Below are 18,975 nucleotides of genomic sequence, written 5' to 3' on the forward strand. Positions count from 1 at the left end.
GCCCTGTCGGGCGCTGACGCCCCCGTGCCCACGACAGCGCGGGGACGGCGGGCGTGGGGTCGACGGGTGCCGGGCCGGGCCGGTGGGGGCGCGGGTACCGTCGGGGACGTGGACCTGCCCACCGAGCTGCCGGCCGTGGCGCTCGTCGACCTCGACGCGGTCGCCCACAACGTCGGTGTGGTGCGCAGCCGCGTCGCCCCGGCCGCCGTCATGGCCGTCGTCAAGGCCGACGCCTACGGGCACGGCCTCGTCCCCGTCGCCCGCGCGGCCCTCGCCGGGGGCGCGAGCTGGCTCGGCGTCGCCCACGTCCACGAGGCGCTGGCCCTGCGGGACGCCGGGATCGACGCCGACGTGCTGGCCTGGATCCTCACCCCCGGCACCGACCTGCTCCCCGCCGTGGAGGCGGGGGTCGACCTGTCCGTGGCCGCCACCTGGTCGCTCGAGGCCGTCGTCGCGGCGGCCCGGGCCGGCGGGCGGCGCGCCCGCGTCCACCTCGAGGTCGACACCGGGATGTCGCGCGGAGGCTCCTCCCCGTCCGAGTGGCCCGCGCTGCTGGACGCCGTCGCCAAGCACGTCGACGCGGGTGACGTCGAGGTCCGCGGCACCTGGGCGCACTTCGCCAGCGCCGACGTCCCGGCCGACCCCTCCGTGCCCGCCCAGCTCGAGGCCTTCGAGGCGGCGCTCGCGACCGCCCACGAGCACGGCGTCGACCCGGGCCTGCGCCACCACGCCAACTCGGCGGCCGCGTTCTTCGTCCCGCAGGCGCGCTACGACCTCGTCCGCGCCGGCCTCGCCGTCTACGGCCTCAGCCCCGCCCCCGACCTCGCGTCCGGCGCCGAGCTCGGCCTCGTCCCCGCGATGACGCTCGCCGCGCGGCTCGCGCACGTGCGGCGGGTGCCGGCCGGGGCGGGCGTCTCCTACGGCCTGACCTACACCGTGCCCGCCGACACGACCCTCGGTCTGGTGCCGCTGGGCTACGGCGACGGCGTCCCGCGGCACGCCTCCTGGGACGGGGAGCGTTCCGGGGAGGTCCTCGTCGCCGGGGCCCGGCGGCGCATCGCCGGTCGCGTCTGCATGGACCAGGTCGTCGTCGACCTCGGTGACGAGGCGGCGCTGCCCGGGGACCCGGCCGTCGTCTTCGGCCCCGGCGGCGACGGGGAGGCCACGGCCGACGACTGGGCGCAGGCCGCCGGGACGATCTCCTGGGAGGTCGTCACCCGCATCGGCGCCCGCGTCCCCCGCCGCCACACCGGGACGGCCGGCGTCCCGCAGCCCCCGGAGGTCCCCGCGTGAGGCCCACCCTGCCCACCCTGCCGACGCTGCCCGTCCGTCGGCGCCCCCTGCGCCGGCGCACGAGCGACCGGCGCGAGGAGCTGCTCCCGCTCACGGGCAGCCCCGTCGAGGTCGTCACCGACGACGGCGCCCGGCTGCACGTCGAGGTCGACGAGCTCGACCGCCCGGCCACGACCGGTGCGGGTCCGGCGCCGACGGTCGTGCTGTGCCACGGCTACGCCCTGACGGCCGACTGCTGGCACTTCCAGCGCCTCGCGCTGCGCGGCCGGTACCGGCTCGTCCTGCCCGAGCTGCGCGGTCACGGCCGGTCCGGCCGCGGCCCCGACGGACCCGTGGGCGTCGCCCGCCTCGCCGACGACCTCGGGCAGGTCCTCGACGCCGTCGCCCCCGACGGACCCGTCGTCCTCGTCGGGCACTCCCTGGGCGGCATGACCGTCATGGAGCTCGCCGCCCGCCGGCCCGACCTGCTGCCCCGGATCGCCGCCGTCGCCCTCGTGGCGACGTCGGCGGGCGGGCTCGCGGCCGTCGACCACGGGCTGCCGCTGCTGGGGCACCACCTCGTGCACTGGGCCGAGCTGGCCCTGGAGCGGGCGGGGGGCCGCTACGAGGTCCTCGAACGCAGCCGCCGCGTCGGGGCCGACCTCGAGCAGCGGCTCGTGCGGCACTGGAGCTTCGCCGGGCCGGTCGCGCCCGAGCTCGTCCGGCTCAGCGCCCGGATGATGGCGCAGACGCCCGTCGACGTCATCGCCGACCTGCTGCCCGCCTTCGCCACCCTCGACGAGCGGGAGGCGCTCGCGGGCCTGGCGGGCCGCCCCGTCCTGGTCGTGGCCGCCGAGCGGGACCTCATGACCCCGGCCGCCCACGGCCGGGGGATCGCCGACGCCCTGCCCGAGGCCGAGCACGTGCTCGTCCGCGGGGCCGGGCACCTCGTCATGCTCGAGCACCCCGGGGTGGTGACGTCCCGCCTGGAGCGGCTGCTGGCGCGGGCCGCCGACGCGTCCGGTCCGCCGGCCGCGACGCACGAGGTCGTGGTCCCCCTGGCCCGTCGAGGACGCCGGAGGCGCGCGTGAGCACCGAGCACCTGCTGCGGACGCCCGAGGAGACGACGGCGTTCGGCGAGCGCGTGGGGCGTCAGTTGCGCGCCGGTGACCTCGTCCTGCTGTCCGGGGACCTCGGCGCCGGCAAGACGACGTTCACCCGCGGGCTGGCGGCCGCGCTCGGCGTGCGCGGGCCGGTGACGTCCCCGACGTTCGTGATCGCGCGCGAGCACCCGTCCCTCGTCGGCGGGCCGGTGCTCGTCCACGTCGACGCCTACCGCCTCGGGTCCCTCGCCGAGGTCGACGACCTCGACCTCGACACCGCGGCCGAGGAGGCCGTGACCGTCGTGGAGTGGGGGCGCGGGCTGGTGGAGGAGATCGCGGGGGACCGGCTCGAGGTCGACCTGCGGCGCCCCACCGGGGCGGCCCCCTCCACCGACGGGGCGGGGGAGGACCCCGAGGCCGGGGCCCCCGTCGAACCGCGGCGCGCGGTCGTGCGCGGCGTCGGCGAGCGCTGGGCGGGGGTGGACCTCGCGTGAGCGGACGGCAGGGGTCGCTGGCCGAGCGGACCGACGACGACCGCGTCCACGGCTTCGCCCGGCGGCACGCCGTCCGGCCCCGTACGGGAGTGCTCGTCGTGCACGGCTTCACGGCCACACCGCTGTCCGTGGCGGCGTGGGCCGAGGAGTTCCACGCGGCGGGGTTCGACGTCGAGGTCCCGCTGCTGCCCGGGCACGGCACCACCGCCGCGGACTGCGACCGCACGACGTGGGCCGACTGGCTCGGGGCGGCGCAGGCCGCGCTGGACCGGCTGGACCACGAGGTCGTCCTCGTGGCCGGCATCTCGATGGGCGGTGGCCTGGCGCTGCGGCTGGCCGAGCTGCGCCCGGACCGTGTGCACGGCCTCGTGCTGGCCAACCCGGCCGTGCTCCTGGAGCCGTGGAAGCTGGCGGCGGTGCAGGTGCTGGGCCGGGTCCTGCCGCGCTGGCCCGGCGTGGCCGGGGACCTGCAGGACACGACCGCCCAGGTGCTGGCCTACGACACGACGCCGTTGCGCGCGCTCGTCTCGCAGGCCGCGGGGTGGCGCGACGTGCGGCGCGACCTCGCGCTCGTCCGGCAGCCGCTGCTGCTCCTGCGCTCGCGCGTCGACCACGTCGTGCCCGCCGCCTCCGCGCGCGCCGTCCTGGCCGGGGTGTCCTCGGCCGAGGTCTCGGAGGTGGTGTACGCCAACAGCTTCCACGAGCTGACGTCGGACCGGGACGCGCCGGCGGTCTTCGCCGCCTCGGTCCGGTTCGCCCGCCGCCGTTCGCACCCCTCCGACCGCCCGGACGGGACGGCCGCCGGACCGTCCTAGACTCCCGGACGTGCTGCTGCTCGCCCTCGACACCGCGACCGACGGGGTGGCGGTCGCCGTCCACGACGGGGAGCGGGTCCTCGCCTCCGCCCGGGCCGGGACGGCCCGCAGCCACAACGAGGTCCTCGTGCCGACCGTTGCGCAGGTGCTGCGCGCCGCGGGCCGCGAACGCCGGGACGTCACGGACGTGGCCGTCGGCGTGGGCCCCGGGCCCTACACCGGTCTGCGCGTCGGGATCGCCACCGCCCGCACCCTCGCCCTGGCGTGGGGAGCCCGCGTCCGCGGCGTCTGCTCCCTCGACGCGCTGGCCGCCGCGGCCGTCGCCGAGGGCACCACGGGGGAGTTCCTCGTCGCCACCGACGCCCGCCGCCGCGAGGTGCACACGGCGCGCTACCTGGTCGTCGGCGGAGCGGTCGGAGTGCGGCGCACCGCCGGACCGGACGTCCTGCGGCCCGCTGACGTGGTCGTGGACGTCCCCGTCGTCGGCGCGGGCACGCGACTGTACCCCGAACTCCTCGGTGGGGAGCACGGCCCGTTCGACGTCGACGGCGGTGCGCTGGCCCAGGTCGTCGTCGACGCGCTCGCCGGCCGCGGCGCCCTGGAGCTCCTGCCGCCCGAACCCCTCTACCTGCGGCGGCCGGACGCCGTGGCACCGGGAGCGCGCAAACGCGTCACGGCGTAGCGTGCCCGGGTCTGGGAAGTCTCGACGAGGAGGTCCCGCCCGTGCCCGCAGCGGTCAGCAACCCGGTTCTGGAGTCGGCCGTCCGGCGGGCCTCCCGCCGGCTCATGCCGATGATCGTCGTCCTCTACGTGGTCTCGTTCCTGGACCGCACGAACGTCAGCTTCGCCGAGCGGGCCCTGGAACTTGACCGCGGGATCTCGGCCGCGGCCTACGCGTTCGGGGCGGGCGTGTTCTTCATCGGCTACGCGATCTTCGAGATCCCCAGCAACCTCGCGCTGCGCCGGTTCGGGGCGAAGGCGTGGCTGGCGCGCATCGCCATCACGTGGGGGATCGTCTCGGCGTGCTTCGCCTTCGTGCAGGGCGAGACGTCGTTCATCGTCCTGCGGTTCCTCCTCGGCGTCGCCGAGGCGGGGTTGTTCCCCGGCATCATCATGTACCTGGCCGAGTGGTTCCCGAACGCGCACCGCGTCCGGATGTTCGCCATCTTCTACCTCGCGCAACCGTTCTCGCAGATGATCGGGTCACCGCTGTCGGGGGTCCTCATCAGCCTCGGCGACTCCGTCGACGGGATCGCGGGCTGGCAGTTGATGTTCGCCGTCGAGGGCGGTCTCGCGGTGGTCGCGGGGATCGTCGCGATCTTCGCCCTCGTGAACTCCCCGCAGCAGGCGACGTTCCTGTCCGAGCAGGAGAAGGGCGCGCTGCGGCAGGCCATGGCCGAGGAGGACGACCTGCGGTCGGCCGACGGCCCCGGCGGCGTCTGGGCGGCCATGCGCAACGGTCGCGTCTGGTACTTCACGGTCGTCTACTTCTGCCTGCAGATCGCCGTCTACGGCGTGACGTTCAACCTCCCGACGCAGGTGGCGGGGCTGACGGGCCGCGACGTCGGCTGGCAGGTCGGCCTGATCACCGCCGTGCCGTGGTTCGTGGGGATGTTCGCCTGCTACTTCGTCGGCCGGCACGCCACGACGGTCCGCCGCCGCCGCACGTGGGGAACGTGGCTGTTCGTCAGCACGGGCGTGTTCGTCATCGGGTCGGCGGCGGCGGGCGCGAGCGGGTACGCGCTCGTCGGGATCGTCTGCATCTCCGTGGCCGTCGCCTCGTTCCTGTCGATCGGGCCGATCACCTGGTCCTACCCGACGGCGTTCCTCACGGGGGCGGCCGCGGCGGCGGGCATCGGGCTCATCAACTCCCTCGGGAACCTCGGGGGTTTCGTCGCCCCGAACCTGCGGGAGTTCGTCGCCTCCAGCACGGGGTCGGACGCCCTCGGGGTCGCCGCGCTCGGCGTCCTGCCGTTCCTGGCCGCCGTGATGATGTGGGGCACCAAGCGGTTCCGGCTGCGGGCCGACCGGCTGCTCGTCGACGTGCGCGACGGGGCGGACGAGCGGACCCGGGGCTAGGACCCCCACCAGCGCAGGACGCGCAGGGCGAGGAACGTCACCCAGCGCGAGGGTTCCCCGGCGGGGCCGTCGACGGGGAACCAGACGGCGCCGGGGAACCGGTCCGTCCGCGTCCACCGGCCGTCGGGCCGCCGTTGCGACCGGACGACGTCGACGGCCTCGGCCATCCGGGCGTCCCGCGTCCCGACCTCGCGGAAGTGGTCGAGGGCGTTCAGCACGCTGTACCCCCAGCGGAACGGGTAGGTGTGGTCGTCGACCCACGGCGCGACGAGTTCGCCGGTGCTGAGCCGGCGCCGCAGCCGGCGTTCCAGCAGGTACTCCTCACCCGCGGCGGCGGACGTCGTCGTCCCCGTGCGGCGTTCGGCGTCGCGCAACGCCCGGACGGCGGCGAGGGTGGAGTGGAACGAGGACCGCGTCGAGCCCTCGACCCACGCGCAGTTCCAGCCGCCGTCGGCCATCCGGTGCTCCTCGAACCACCGGACGAGGCCGCTCACGTCGACCCCGAGCCACCCGCCGTTGAGCAGGGTCCACGCGTTGATGCAGCAGTCGACCTCCCCGCCCCAGTAGGGCAGGTCGTCGTACTCCCACCGCGCGTCGGCGAGCCGTTCCGCGGTGTCGCCCAGCGCTCCGGCGTCGACACCCCACTCCCGCAGGGAGTTCAGGACCCACGTCGTGGCCGTCCACGGCTGTGGGCCCGTCGGGTCGGCGTCGGCGGGGAAGAACGCACCGCCGGCCCACCGTCCGTCGGGGTCCTGCAGCGCGAGCAGGCGCGCGCCGAACCCCTCGTGCGGGACGCGGGCGCGGGTGGCCTCCCAGACCTCGGTGGGTTCGTCGGCGAGGTCGCGTTCGACCTGCCACCGCAGTGCGGGGTCGGAGTCCAGCAACCAGTCCAGCACCTGCTCCGGTTCGTCCACGGCACCAGCGAACCACCGTGCGGAGCGCTGCGGAAGGGCGGCAGACTGCGCGTGTGGAGGAACCGTCCGTCGTCCTGCGTCCCGCCGAACCCGCCGACCTGTCCCGCGTGCAGGACGTGGAACGCGCTGCGGGGGAGGCGTTCCGGGACCTCGGCATGACGGCCGTCGCCGACGACGACCCGCCCGCCCTCGACGTGCTCGCCGCGCACCGGGCGGCGGGACGCGCCTGGGTGGCGGTCGAGGAGGGGACCGGGGCGGTCGTCGGGTACCTGCTCCTCACCGTCGAACCCGTCGACGGGAACGGTCACGTCGAACAGGTCAGCGTCCACCCCGGCCACGCCCGCCGCGGGATCGGCCGGCGCCTCCTCGAGCTCGCGGCCGACGTCACCCGGGAGGACGGCCGACCGGCGCTGACGCTGACGACCTTCGCCGACGTGCCGTGGAACGCGCCGTACTACCGGCGGCTGGGTTTCCGCGACGTGGCCGACCCCGGCCCGCAGCTGCGGGCCCTGCGCGTGCACGAGGCCGAGCTCGGCCTCGACGCGTGGCCGCGGCTGTGCCTGGCCCTGGACCTGACCGGACCCACCGGTGTCGTCCTGCGCGACATGCGCTGGTGGGACGTCGCCGACGTGCACGCCCTCGAGAGCGACCTGTTCGGCCGGGGCGCCTGGAGCGTCGAGGCGTTCTGGGGGGAACTCGCGCAACCGAACCGTCGGTTCCTGGTGGCCGAGGACGCGGGGCGCGTGGTCGGGTACGGCGGGATCGTCGTCGCGGGGGCCGACGCCGACGTGCAGACCATCGGTGTGGCCCGCGACCAGCAGGGCCGGGGGACGGGCCGCGCGCTGCTGCGGGAACTGCGCACCAGCGCTGTCGACGCCGGTGCGACGCACCTGCTGCTGGAGGTGCGGGCCGACAACGAGCCGGCCCAGCACCTCTACCGCAGCGAGGGGTTCGAGCAGATCGCCCGGCGGGCCCGGTACTACCAGCCCGACGACGTCGACGCGCTCGTCCTGCGGGCGCGCATCAGCTGACCGGGTCCACCACCAGCACGCTCTGCCTGCCCGCCACGCGCGTCAGGACGATCGTCGCGGGCCGGGACCCCTTGAGCGCCAGCTGCTTGCGCAACTGGTCGGGGTCGACGGCGGTCCCGCGCTTCTTGACGGTCAGCGCTCCGACGTCCAGGGAGCGCAGGTGCGCCCGCAGGCTCTTGAGCCCGAACGGCAGCACGTCCAGGACCCGGAACGAGCGGACGAGCGGGGAGGAGACCGCGTCGTCCGTCGTGACGTAGGCGATCGTCTCGTCGACGAGCCGGCCTCCGAGGTCGGCCGCGACGCGTCCGACGAGCCCGGCCCGGATGACCGCGCCGTCGGGTTCGTGCAGGAACCCGCCGACCGCGCCCACCTCGGCGTCGGGCAGGTCCACCGAGTCCAGGTCGACGGCGACACCGCCCCGCACCACCCGCGCGCTGCGCGCCACCCCCGGCCGGGCCAGCGGTCCGCACCACAGCGCGCACTCGACGACCTCGCCGTCGACGGAGGTCCACTGCGCCTCGGCGTCCGCGGGGACGAGCTCGTGGGGCAGGCCCGGCGCGAGCTTGGCCCCCGTCGCCGGGACCCGGGCGGCCGTCGCCAGCACGAACGACAGCGGCGGCGAGGTGGCCTCGGGGTCGAAGACGCGCCGCCCGCCCGACGTCCGGCGGGCCGGGTCGAACCACGCGCCGTCGCCCTCGCCGAGCTCGCCGGTGATCCCGGCCGTGACGTCCTCGCAGCGGACGGCCACCCCGAGGTTGTGCGTGGCGACGGCGGCCGTGACGGGGTCGGCGTCGACGGGCAGGACGGCGAGCCCCGCGTCGAGGAAGGCCAGGGAGTCCGCGCCGACGCCGCAACCGAGGTCGGCGACCCTCGCCACCCCCGCCGCGACGAAGCGGCGGGCGTGCTCGCGGGCGACGACGGCGCGGGTCGCCTGCTCGACACCGGCTGCGGTGAACAAAAGGTCTCGGGCCCGGTCGCCGAACTTCGCGGCCGCCTTCGCCCGCAGCCGCGACTGGGTCGTGGCCAGGGCGGCGAGGGCCGGGTCGTGGCCCGCGCGCCGCAGCCGGGTGGCCAGCGCGACGGGGTCCTCACCGGCCGTCCCGGCCAGGGCGTCGAGGAGGGCGCGGCCCGCCGGGGACCGCAGGGCGTCGACGTCGGCGGTGTTCACCCGGAGGATGCTCCCAGAGCCCCCCTGCGTCTGGCACTCGTCAGGGCTGAGTGCTAACGTCTCGCGCAGCGTCGGTGGCACTCCCCGGGTGGGAGTGCCAACGGGGCAGCGGCCGCCCGGAACCCGCGACGACGGTCGTCCGCTCCCCACCGTTCCGACCGTCCCGTACGCCAGTTCGCTGAAGCAGAAGGGGAGGGCCGCACCAGTGTCGGTCTCCATCACTCCGCTCGAGGACCGCATCGTCGTCAAGCCGCTCGACGCGGAGCAGACGACCGCTTCCGGTCTCGTCATCCCGGACACCGCCAAGGAGAAGCCCCAGGAGGGTGAAGTCCTGGCCGTGGGCCCGGGTCGCGTGGACGACAACGGCAACCGCGTGCCGGTCGACGTGGCCGTCGGCGACAAGGTCATCTACTCCAAGTACGGCGGCACCGAGGTCAAGTACGGCGGCGACGAGCTGCTGATCCTCTCGGCGCGCGACGTCCTCGCCAAGGTCGCCAAGTAGTCGACCAGAGGTCCTGACGCCCCGGGCACCCGATCTCGGGTGCCCGGGGCGTCCCTCGTTGCGCACGTCTACGGAAGGAAGAAGACATGGCCAAGCAGCTCTCGTTCGACGACAAGGCCCGCAAGTCCCTCGAGCGCGGCGTCGACGCGCTCGCCAACGCCGTCAAGGTGACCCTCGGCCCCAAGGGCCGCAACGTCGTCATCGACAAGAAGTGGGGGGCGCCGACGATCACGAACGACGGCGTCACCATCGCCCGCGAGGTCGAGCTCGACGACCCGTACGAGAACCTCGGCGCGCAGCTCGCGAAGGAGGTCGCCACCAAGACGAACGACGTCGCCGGTGACGGCACCACCACCGCGACCGTCCTGGCCCAGGCCCTCGTCAAGGAAGGCCTGCGCAACGTCGCGGCCGGCGCGGCCCCCTCCGGCCTCAAGCGCGGGATCGACAAGGCCGTCGAGGCCGTCAACGACAAGCTCCTGTCGCTGGCCCGCGACGTCGACGGCAAGGGCGACATCGCCCACGTCGCGACGATCTCGGCCCAGGACGCGACGGTCGGCGACCTGCTCGCCGACGCGTTCGACAAGGTCGGCAAGGACGGCGTCATCACGGTCGAGGAGTCCTCCACGACCGCCCTCGAGCTGGACTTCACCGAGGGGATGCAGTTCGACAAGGGCTACATCTCGCCGTACTTCGTCACCGACGCCGAGCGTCAGGAAGCGGTCCTCGAGGACGCCTACGTGCTCGTGCACCAGGGCAAGATCTCGACGGTCCAGGACCTGCTGCCGCTGCTGGAGAAGGTCCTCAAGGTCTCCAAGCCGCTGCTGATCATCGCCGAGGACGTCGACGGCGAGGCGCTGTCGACCCTGGTCGTCAACAAGATCCGCGGCACCTTCAACGCCGTCGCGGTGAAGGCCCCCGGCTTCGGCGACCGCCGCAAGGCGATCCTGCAGGACATCGCCACCCTCACCGGCGCGCAGGTCGTCGCCGAGGAGGTCGGCCTCAAGCTCGACCAGATCGACCTCGACGCGCTGGGCACCGCCCGCCGCATCACGGTCACCAAGGACGACACGACGATCGTCGACGGCGCCGGCTCGGCCGACGACATCGCCGGCCGCGTCGCCCAGATCAAGGCCGAGGTCGAGCGCACCGACTCCGACTGGGACCGCGAGAAGCTCCAGGAGCGCCTCGCCAAGCTGTCCGGCGGTGTCGTCGTCATCAAGGTCGGCGCGCACACCGAGGTCGAGCTCAAGGAGAAGAAGCACCGCATCGAGGACGCCGTCTCCGCGACGCGCGCCGCGATCGAGGAGGGCATCGTCGCCGGCGGCGGCTCGGCCCTGGTGCACGCCGTCTCCGTGCTCGAGGACGGCCTGGGCACGACCGGCGACGAGGCGACCGGTGTCGCGCTCGTCCGCAAGGCGGCTTCGGAGCCGCTGCGCTGGATCGCCGAGAACGCCGGCCTCGAGGGCTACGTCGTCGTGGAGAAGGTCCGCTCGCTCGAGCCGGGCAACGGCCTCAACGCCGCGACCGGCGAGTACGTCGACCTGCTGGCCGGCGGGGTCCTCGACCCGGTCAAGGTGACGCGCTCCGCGCTGCGCAACGCCGCCTCGATCGCGTCGATGGTGCTCACCACCGACACGCTCGTCGTGGACAAGAAGGAGGAGGAGCCCGCCGCTGCGGGTCACGGTCACGGCCACGGCCACTGACCTCTCCTGAGGACCACGCGAAGGGCCCGGCTCCCCTGGGGGAGCCGGGCCCTTCGTCGTTCCCAGCGGTGTCCCGGCCCACCGGCCGGTCCGTGCGCCGCACCACACCGCGCACGGGGTGGAGCAGGGCGTCAGCCGGCGATGCGCATCCCGCGGCGACGCTCGGTCGCGTAGACGGCTTCGCGGTCGTCCTCGGTCATGCCGCCCCACACGCCGTAGGGCTCGCGGACCTTCAGGGCGTGCTTGCGGCACTGCTCCAGGACGGGGCACCCACCGCAGATCGCCTGGGCGGCGGCGTCGCGGTTGCGGCGGGCGGGGCCACGCTCGCCCTCGGGGTGGAAGAAGAGGTTCGGGTCGGCTTCGCGGCAGGAACCGTCGAGCTGCCACTCCCAGACGTCGGCGACGGGTCCGGGGAGACGGGAGATCTCGGCCATGGTGGTGTGCTCCTCGCTGGGGGATCGTGCTGAGTGGCGGTGCGTCTGACCATGAAGCTACAACCGCGTCAGAAGTTGTTCAAGCCCCTGGGGGGAAGTCGTCCCCGATCGGGTCAGGATCCGGTCCCGGCCGGGCCGACGCCCGGGGGCCGGTCGCGTGGACAGCTCCCTGAACCAGGTGTGAACAAGGTGCAGAGATCCGGGGTCCCCGCCAGCCGAACGCCCCGGAACAACGCCGACCGTCCGTTGAACAACGCTGAACAGCATTGGCGCGGTGAGGTGAGTGGCGCGAGGCCACGCGCGGCGACAGACTCGTCCCATGCCGTCCGCTGTCGACCCCGCCGGTCGGGGTGCCTCTGCGCCGCCTGCACCGCGCATGACCCTCACCGTGGCCGCCGTCGCGCGCCGCCTCGGGGTCGCCCCCGCGACGCTGCGGACCTGGGACCGGCGCTACGGCCTCGGGCCGTCGGAGCACACCGCGGGAGCGCACCGGCGCTACTCCGCCTCCGACCTGGCCCGCCTGGTGGTCATGCGGCGTCTGACGTTGGAGGGCGTGGCTCCCGCCGAGGCCGCCCAGCTCGCTGCGACCACGGCCGTCGCCGACGGCGGGTTCGCCCTGGCCAGCGTCTCGACGATCCCGAGCGCGGTCATCGAGGCAGCCGTCACCGACGCCGCCGCCATCGCCGGTCCCGGCTCCGGTCTGGTCCCGCACGCCGGCACGAGCCCGCTCTCCGACACCGCGGACGTCGTGGAGGCGGCCGGCTCCGCGGAGGTCGCCGAGGCCGGGCGGCCCGACGAGTCCGAGGACGTCGAGGTGCGCCCCGCCGCGCGTTCGCACGAGCACGGCGGCGGCCGTCCCGCGCTCGACGAGGACGACTGGGCCGTCGCGAGCCTGTCCGACCGCTTCGCCGACGAGGTCCGGGCCCGTGGGGTGGCCCGCGCCTGGGACGAGGTCCTCGGCCCCGCCTCGGCCGCCCGCGACGCCGCCATGCACGCCGCCGTCGCCCGGGCCCTGTCCGCGCTGCCCACGGCCGACGGGGAGCGCGCCGTCCTCCTCGCCGGGGCCGGCACCGCCGACGACCGCGACCGCACACCAGTCCTGCTCGCCGCCGCGGCCGCGCTGGCCGAGCAGGGCACGGGGGCCCGCAGCGTCGGGGACGGCGTCCCCGCGCGGATGCTCGCAGCCGCCGTCCGCCGCGTGCGGCCGCCGGCCCTGCTGCTCGTCGCGCCCGGCGCGACCTCGCGCGAGGACGTCCTGCCCGGCCTGGCCGACGTCCTGCGGGTCCGTCCGGCACCGCTCGTGGTCGTCCTCGGCGGGGACGAGCTCGTGGCCGACCTGGAGCGGGCCCGCGGTCAGGCGCACGGCCCGGAGCGCGACCTGGTGCCGGTCGCGGGGCTGACCGCTGCCGTCGCCGCGTGCGCCGAGGCCGTCTCCGCCTGAGCCGACCAGCGGGACCGAGACCCTCTTCTAGAGGCCCTTAGCACGTCCGGCGTGCGCCGGTCCAGTCTTCTCCGGTCTTCGTCGCATCCGCTGCTCAGGTCGGGTCCGCGGCGTGCCGACAACTCTTCCGTGACGTGCAGGACGTGCGGCACAGCAGGGCCACGGACGGCCTTGCTCCACCCACACAGGGAAGAGGTTTGTGGTGGCAACGGTTTTGGTCTGCGATGACCTTCCGCTGGCCCGCGAGGCCATGCGACGCATGGTGGCGGCCGTCCCGGGCGTGACCCGCGTCGTGGGCGCGAGCTCGGGCGAGGAGGCTCTGCAGCGGTGGCCCGTGGAGCGGCCCTCGCTGGTGATCATGGACGTGCGGATGCCCGGCATCGGTGGCGTGGAAGCCGCCCGCCGCCTGCTCGCGCGTCACCCGGAGGCGAACGTCCTCATGGCCACGATGGCCGAGGACGGCGACGGGGTGGCCCGCGCGGTCGCCGCCGGCGCGCGCGGCTACCTGGTCAAGGACGTGTCCCGCGAGGAGCTGGCCACGGCCGTCCTCCAGGCGCTGCAGGACGTCAGCCGCCGTCGTGGCGGCGGTCGCACCCGCGCCGTCCTCACCGGCCGCGCGCCGGTGCTGACGGAGCGGGAGCAGCAGGTGCTCGTCGGCATGAGCCGCGGGCGCAGCAACGCCGAGATCGGGCGCGAGCTGTTCCTGTCCGAGGACACGGTGAAGACGCACGCGCGGCGGCTGTTCCGCAAGCTCGAGGCGGCGGACCGTGCTCAGGCGGTGGCTGTGGGATTCCGCTGGGGTCTCGTACGGTAGGCAGGTGAGCCCGGGGGGCGACGAGTCCGTCGATGCGCGCGGCGGCCGGTCCGACGCAGACACCCGACGCACGGACGTCGGACGTGACGGCGGTCGTGACGTCGGTGCCGCCGTCGTGCCCGACACCCCCCGGGTCGAACGGTCTCCGGGCCTGGCGGTCGACGGCGACCCCGGCCCCCTGGACGGACTGCGCGTCGACGCGCACCCCGGGGCCTCGGAGGACCTTCAGGTCGACGTCCCGTCCGCCGATCAGGACCTGGACGAGGACCAGGACCACGGGTCCGCGCAGGACTCTGCGCAGGACGACGACGACGAAGGGGGAGCGGGGACCCGGCACCCGGCGGGAAGGACGCAGGGTGTAACGCCCGGTCGCCCCACAGCGATGGACAGTTCGGAAGCCGGGGGGCTCCAGGCACTGGCGACTCGTGCCCTGTCAGGGGAACAGGGCGCTGTCGCCGACCTCCTGGCAGCGGTACGCCGCCTAGTACACCGTTACTGCCGGGCCAAGCTCGGGCGCCTGCCCGGAGCTGATCACGCCGCAGAGGATGCGGCACAGGAGGTGTGCATCGCCGTGCTGACGGCCCTGCCCCGCTACAAGGACACGGGACGCCCGTTCGAGGCGTTCGTGTACCGCATCGCGGCCAACAAGGTCGCCGACGCCCAGCGTGCCTCCTACCGCGCCCCGGTCCCGACCGACGACGTCCCCGACGCCGCCACGGCCGAGCCGGGCCCCGAACAGCTGGCCCTCGACGCCTTCGACGCCCAGACCGTCGGCCGGTTGCTCGACACGCTGCCGCCCAAGCTGCGGGAGATCATCACGCTGCGGGTGGGAGCGGGCATGTCGGCCGAGGAGACGGGCCGCGCCCTGGACATGACGGCCGGGGCCGTGCGCGTCGCCCAGCACCGCGCCATGCAGAAGCTGCGCAAGACCGCCCTCGAGGACGCCTCCCTGCAGGTGGCGCCGTGAGCGGCGGCGACACGACCGGCGGGCCCACGGGCCGGCGCCGGGGCCACCTGCGCGGAGTGCGCGGACAGGCCGGTCAGACCCCCGACGGGTCGACCACGCACGACGAGACGCACGACGAGACGCACGACGAGTTCGAGCTGGGAGGGGGGACCGTGGACGACAACTCCTTCTCCGTGCCCGACCTCCTGGCCACCGACGCCCTCCTGGACCGGCTCGGCCGCCACGAGGCCACCGGCGGCGACCTCGCCGACGCCGTCGCCCGCCTGCTGGACTCCTACGCCCTGCACGCCGACCCCGAGACCGCGGGCGTCCGCCCCGTCGAGCTGCCGGACCTGGACGCCGAGCTCGAGCACGAGCCGGCCCACGTCCCGGCCCCGCGCGTCCTGCTGGCCCGGCGCCGCACGATCCAGCGCCTCGGCCGTGGCACCGTCGCGGCCGCCGCGGTCCTCACGCTCCTCGGTGGCACCGCCGCCGCGGCCGCCACGAGCGTCAGCCCGCTCGGCGGGCCGGGCGGATCCGTGTCCGCCTCGATCGCCTCCCAGCTGCCGGGGTGGTTCCCGGACACCGTCTTCAGCGTCTTCGCCGGCTCGCCCACCGAGCGCGCCCAGCGCGAGATCGTCCAGGCCCAGGCCGCGGCGCTCGCGGGCGACAGCGAGGGGGCCAAGGCGCGCCTGAAGTACCTCCAGCGCCAGCTCGACGACACCTCGGTGGACCCGCAGGTCGTCCAGCAGGTCCAGCAGGTCCTCGCCGCCCTCGAGGACGACGACCTCGACAGCGTGGCCGGTTCGGTCCCGACGGGTTCGCCGACGGGGTCGCCCACGGCGTCGCCGTCCCCGACGGGCACCTCGCTCGTCGACGTGGCGACGGTGACGCCGACCGCGTCGCCGAACACCTGGCGCGTGCCGCTGCAGCCCGGCCGCACGACGGGCACGGCCACGTCGGCCCCGACGACGCCCAGCCCCTCCGTCCCGACGGCCGGCGACCCGGCGACGGGCGGCACCCCGCCGCGCACGTCGACGCCGGTGACGTCCTCGCCGCCCGTCGTCCAGAACCCGCCCGCCGGGGGTGGCACGGGCGCTCCGTCGACGCCCGTCACCACGGACCCGCCGGTCACCCAGACGCCGGACCCGTCCACGGGCGGCTCCACGGGGACCCCCACGGGGACCCCCACGGGGACCCCGACGGACTCCGGCACCGGGACGCCCACGGGCACCCCGACCGACTCCGGCCCGTCCACCGACGGCTCGACGCCGACGGGGGAGACGGGCGCCACGCCGACGTCCACGCCCACGTCGACGGACGGTGGGGGCGGGGGCGCGACCGGCGACCCCGGCGCCACCGACCCGGTCGTCACGCCGACGCTCCCGGTCGTCGCCACGCCGACGCTGCCCGTCGTCGCCGAGCCCTCGCCCACCACGGGCGAGGCGCCGGTGCCGGGCTCGGCCGCCGACGCCGCGTCGGACGGCGGGGACCCCGCCGCCACCACGGACTCCGCGGTCACCTCCGGCTCGTAGAATCGTGGGGGTGAGCGCGCAGATCCCCGACGGACAGACGTCCGCACACGACCCCTTCGGCTTCGTGGGCCTGACCTACGACGACGTCCTGCTGCTGCCCGGTGAGTCCGACGTCATCCCGTCCGAGGTCGACACCTCGACGCGGGTGTCCAAGCGGGTCAGCCTCCGGATCCCGCTGCTGAGCTCGGCGATGGACACGGTCACCGAGTCGCGGATGGCCATCGCGATGGCCCGCCAGGGCGGTCTCGGTGTGCTGCACCGCAACCTGTCCGCCGAGGAGCAGGCGGCCCAGGTCGACCTCGTCAAGCGGTCCGAGTCCGGCATGGTCACCCAGCCCGTGACGACGACGCCGGACGCCACGCTGGCCGACGTCGACGCCCTCTGCGGGCGCTACCGGATCTCCGGCGTCCCCGTCGTCGACCCCGACGGCACGCTCGTCGGCATCGTGACGAACCGGGACCTGCGGTTCGAGTCCGACTTCACCCGGCCCGTCCGGGACGTCATGACGAAGGCGCCGCTGGTCACCGCCCCCGTCGGCGTCTCCGCCGACGACGCGATGCAGCTGCTGCGCGAGCACAAGATCGAGAAGCTGCCGATCGTCGACGGCCGCGGCCGCCTGACCGGGCTCATCACGGTCAAGGACTACGTGAAGAGCGAGCAGTACCCGCACGCCACCAAGGACGCGGACGGCCGGCTTCGGGTGGCGGCCGCCATCGGCATCTTCGAGGACGCCTGGAAGCGCGCGATGGGCCTGGTCGACGCGGGTGTCGACGTGCTCGTCGTCGACATGGCCCACGGCCACTCCCGCGCGGTGCTGGAGATGATCTCCCGCCTGAAGAGCGACCCGGTCGCCGCGCACGTGGACGTCGTCGGCGGGAACGTCGCGACGCGCGCCGCCGCGCAGGCCCTCGTGGACGCGGGCGTCGACGGCATCAAGGTCGGCGTCGGCCCGGGGTCGATCTGCACGACCCGCGTGGTCGCCGGGGTCGGTGTCCCGCAGGTCACCGCGATCCACGAGGCCGCCAAGGCCGCCAAGCCCGCGGGCGTCCCGGTCATCGGCGACGGCGGGCTGCAGTACTCCGGCGACATCGCCAAGGCGCTCGTCGCGGGGGCGGACACCGTCATGCTCGGCTCGCTGCTCGCCGGCTGCGACGAGAGCCCGGGCGAGCTGGTCTTCATCAACGGCAAGCAGTTCAAGAGCTACCGCGGCATGGGCTCCCTGGGGGCCCAGCAGACCCGTCAGGGCGGCCGGTCGTTCTCCAAGGACCGCTACTTCCAGAACGACGTCGCCTCCGACGACCGCTTCGTGCCCGAGGGCATCGAGGGCCAGGTGCCCTACCGCGGTCCGCTGGGCGCCGTCGCGCACCAGCTCGTCGGCGGGCTGCGGCAGTCGATGTTCTACTCCGGCGCCCGCACGGTCCCGGAGCTGCAGGCGAACGGCACCTTCGTGCGCATCACGCCGGCGGGGCTGAAGGAGTCGCACCCGCACGACATCCAGATGACGGTCGAGGCGCCGAACTACAGCGGTCGCTGACCGACGGGCCCGGGTCGCGCGGACGGACGCGCGGCCCGGGACGGGTAGCCTGCTGCCGTGTCTGATATCGAGATCGGCCGCGGCAAGCGGGGGCGACGCGCCTACAGCTTCGACGACATCGCCGTCGTCCCTAGCCGTCGCACGCGCGACCCCGAGGACGTCTCCACGACGTGGCAGATCGACGCGTACCACTTCGACATCCCCGTGATGAGCGCGCCGATGGACTCCGTCGCCTCGCCCGCCACGGCCGTCGCGCTGGGGCAGCTCGGTGGGCTCGGCGTCCTCGACCTCGAGGGCCTGTGGACCCGCTACGAGGACCCCGAACCCCTCCTGGCCGAGATCGCCGGCCTGGACCCGGCCGTCGCCATCCCGCGCATGCAGGAGATCTACGCCGAACCGGTCAAGGCCGAGCTCATCACCAGCCGCCTCGCCGAGGTCCGGGCCTCGGGCGTGACCGTCGCGGGGGCCCTGTCCCCGCAGCGGACGCAGGAGTTCTGGAAGGTCGTCGTCGACGCCGGGGTCGACCTGTTCGTCATCCGCGGCACCACGGTGTCGGCCGAGCACGTCTCCGGCACGACCGAACCGCTGAACCTCAAGCGGTTCATCTACGAGCTCGACGTCCCCGTCGTCGTGGGCGGCGCGGCGGGCTACACCGCTGCGCTGCACCTGATGCGCACGGGCGCGGCCGGGGTCCTCGTCGGGTTCGGCGGGGGAGCGGCCCACACGACGCGCACCGCGCTGGGCATCCACGCGCCGATGGCCTCGGCCGTCGCCGACGTCGCGGCCGCGCGCCGCGACTACATGGACGAGTCCGGCGGCCGGTACGTCCACGTCATCGCCGACGGCGGCGTCGGGACGTCCGGCGACATCGTCAAGGCCATCGCCTGCGGTGCGGACGCGGTCATGCTCGGCGCCGCCCTGGCCCGCGCCACCGAGGCTCCCGGCCGCGGCTGGCACTGGGGCCCGGAGGCCCACCACGCGGTGCTGCCGCGCGGCGAGCGCGTCCGCGTCGGCACGACGGCCCCGCTGGCGGAGATCCTCAACGGGCCCGGCCGGGTCGCCGACGGAACCACGAACCTCATGGGCGCGTTGCGACGGTCGATGGCCACGACGGGGTACTCCGACCTCAAGGAGTTCCAGCGCATCGAGGTCGTCGTCTCGCCGTACCAGCCCGCCTGACGCCCCCGCGA

The 18,975-nt window shown here is 75.0% G+C and carries 18 protein-coding genes; 15 read left to right on the forward strand and 3 right to left on the reverse strand.

Annotated elements, in window-relative coordinates; translation table 11 throughout:
* The first annotated feature begins 108 nt into the window (after positions 1–108).
* Genes alr through AB1207_RS05800 form a run of 6 tightly spaced genes read left to right on the forward strand, consistent with a single transcriptional unit; the run spans position 109 to position 5,763 of the window.
* A complete protein-coding gene (gene alr / locus AB1207_RS05775) occupies positions 109–1,293 on the forward strand; it encodes an alanine racemase (protein ID WP_437178871.1) in 1,185 nt (394 codons plus the stop codon).
* Positions 1,290–2,363 carry an alpha/beta hydrolase gene (locus tag AB1207_RS05780; RefSeq protein ID WP_367636864.1) on the forward strand — a complete coding sequence of 358 codons (1,074 nt, stop codon included), beginning with the start codon at positions 1,290–1,292 and terminating at the stop codon, positions 2,361–2,363. Before alr ends, AB1207_RS05780 begins: the two co-directional genes overlap by 4 nt.
* Positions 2,360–2,869: a tRNA (adenosine(37)-N6)-threonylcarbamoyltransferase complex ATPase subunit type 1 TsaE gene (gene tsaE / locus AB1207_RS05785; protein ID WP_437178872.1), complete on the forward strand. Its 510-nt coding sequence runs from the start codon at positions 2,360–2,362 to the stop codon at positions 2,867–2,869. Before AB1207_RS05780 ends, tsaE begins: the two co-directional genes overlap by 4 nt.
* Positions 2,866–3,684, forward strand: coding sequence for an alpha/beta hydrolase (locus tag AB1207_RS05790; protein ID WP_367636865.1), 819 nt, complete (start codon positions 2,866–2,868; stop codon positions 3,682–3,684). The genes tsaE and AB1207_RS05790 overlap by 4 nt, the downstream gene beginning before the upstream one ends.
* A gap of 10 nt (positions 3,685–3,694) precedes the next feature.
* Positions 3,695–4,366, forward strand: coding sequence for a tRNA (adenosine(37)-N6)-threonylcarbamoyltransferase complex dimerization subunit type 1 TsaB (tsaB, locus tag AB1207_RS05795; RefSeq protein WP_367636867.1), 672 nt, complete (start codon positions 3,695–3,697; stop codon positions 4,364–4,366).
* A gap of 41 nt (positions 4,367–4,407) precedes the next feature.
* On the forward strand, positions 4,408–5,763 hold the full coding sequence (locus tag AB1207_RS05800) for an MFS transporter (protein WP_367636869.1): 1,356 nt from the start codon (positions 4,408–4,410) through the stop codon (positions 5,761–5,763).
* On the opposite strand, the gene AB1207_RS05805 is transcribed toward AB1207_RS05800, so the two are convergent.
* Positions 5,760–6,677: a squalene cyclase gene (locus AB1207_RS05805; RefSeq protein ID WP_367636871.1), complete on the reverse strand. Its 918-nt coding sequence runs from the start codon at positions 6,675–6,677 to the stop codon at positions 5,760–5,762. The two genes, AB1207_RS05800 and AB1207_RS05805, sit on opposite strands and share 4 nt — an antisense overlap.
* A 53-nt stretch (positions 6,678–6,730) precedes the next feature.
* Here AB1207_RS05805 and rimI point away from each other — a divergent pair, with 53 nt between their 5' ends.
* Positions 6,731–7,708: a ribosomal protein S18-alanine N-acetyltransferase gene (gene rimI, locus AB1207_RS05810; RefSeq protein ID WP_367636872.1), complete on the forward strand. Its 978-nt coding sequence runs from the start codon at positions 6,731–6,733 to the stop codon at positions 7,706–7,708.
* Here the strand turns inward: rimI and AB1207_RS05815 are convergent.
* Positions 7,701–8,876 (reverse strand): class I SAM-dependent methyltransferase, encoded by a 1,176-nt coding sequence (locus AB1207_RS05815; RefSeq protein WP_367636873.1) that lies wholly within the window; start codon positions 8,874–8,876, stop codon positions 7,701–7,703. The genes rimI and AB1207_RS05815 overlap by 8 nt on opposite strands.
* Before the next feature lie 205 nt (positions 8,877–9,081).
* Between AB1207_RS05815 and groES the strand changes: the two genes are divergently transcribed.
* Together groES and groL are read left to right on the forward strand one after the other, a co-directional pair.
* Entirely contained in the window at positions 9,082–9,378 is a 297-nt protein-coding gene (gene groES / locus AB1207_RS05820) for a co-chaperone GroES (RefSeq protein WP_012084928.1), read from the forward strand.
* Positions 9,379–9,464: 86 nt separating this feature from the next.
* A complete protein-coding gene (gene groL, locus AB1207_RS05825; RefSeq protein WP_367636874.1) occupies positions 9,465–11,081 on the forward strand; it encodes a chaperonin GroEL in 1,617 nt (538 codons plus the stop codon).
* 131 nt (positions 11,082–11,212) lie between these two features.
* On the opposite strand, the gene AB1207_RS05830 is transcribed toward groL, so the two are convergent.
* Complete coding sequence (locus AB1207_RS05830) at positions 11,213–11,515, reverse strand: WhiB family transcriptional regulator (RefSeq protein ID WP_367636875.1); 303 nt, start codon at positions 11,513–11,515, stop codon at positions 11,213–11,215.
* A gap of 376 nt (positions 11,516–11,891) precedes the next feature.
* On the opposite strand from AB1207_RS05830, the gene AB1207_RS05835 reads away from it, so the two are divergent.
* The 6 genes from AB1207_RS05835 (at position 11,892) to AB1207_RS05860 (ending at position 18,964) form a co-directional block, all read left to right on the forward strand.
* A complete protein-coding gene (locus tag AB1207_RS05835; RefSeq protein WP_367636876.1) occupies positions 11,892–12,956 on the forward strand; it encodes a MerR family transcriptional regulator in 1,065 nt (354 codons plus the stop codon).
* Between the two features lie 202 nt (positions 12,957–13,158).
* Positions 13,159–13,770, forward strand: a complete 612-nt coding sequence (locus AB1207_RS05840; protein WP_366170466.1) for a response regulator transcription factor — start codon at positions 13,159–13,161, stop codon at positions 13,768–13,770.
* Positions 13,771–14,152: 382 nt separating this feature from the next.
* Positions 14,153–14,737 carry an RNA polymerase sigma factor ShbA gene (gene shbA / locus AB1207_RS05845; RefSeq protein ID WP_367636947.1) on the forward strand — a complete coding sequence of 195 codons (585 nt, stop codon included), beginning with the start codon at positions 14,153–14,155 and terminating at the stop codon, positions 14,735–14,737.
* A complete protein-coding gene (locus tag AB1207_RS05850; protein WP_367636878.1) occupies positions 14,734–16,251 on the forward strand; it encodes a hypothetical protein in 1,518 nt (505 codons plus the stop codon). The genes shbA and AB1207_RS05850 overlap by 4 nt, the downstream gene beginning before the upstream one ends.
* 10 nt (positions 16,252–16,261) lie before the next feature.
* A complete protein-coding gene (gene guaB, locus AB1207_RS05855) occupies positions 16,262–17,785 on the forward strand; it encodes an IMP dehydrogenase (RefSeq protein ID WP_367636879.1) in 1,524 nt (507 codons plus the stop codon).
* Positions 17,786–17,842: 57 nt separating this feature from the next.
* Positions 17,843–18,964, forward strand: a complete 1,122-nt coding sequence (locus AB1207_RS05860) for a GuaB3 family IMP dehydrogenase-related protein (RefSeq protein WP_367636880.1) — start codon at positions 17,843–17,845, stop codon at positions 18,962–18,964.
* The last annotated feature ends 11 nt before the right edge of the window (positions 18,965–18,975 follow it).

It is taken from the genome of Kineococcus endophyticus, assembly GCF_040796495.1.
Lineage (GTDB): Bacteria > Actinomycetota > Actinomycetes > Actinomycetales > Kineococcaceae > Kineococcus > Kineococcus endophyticus.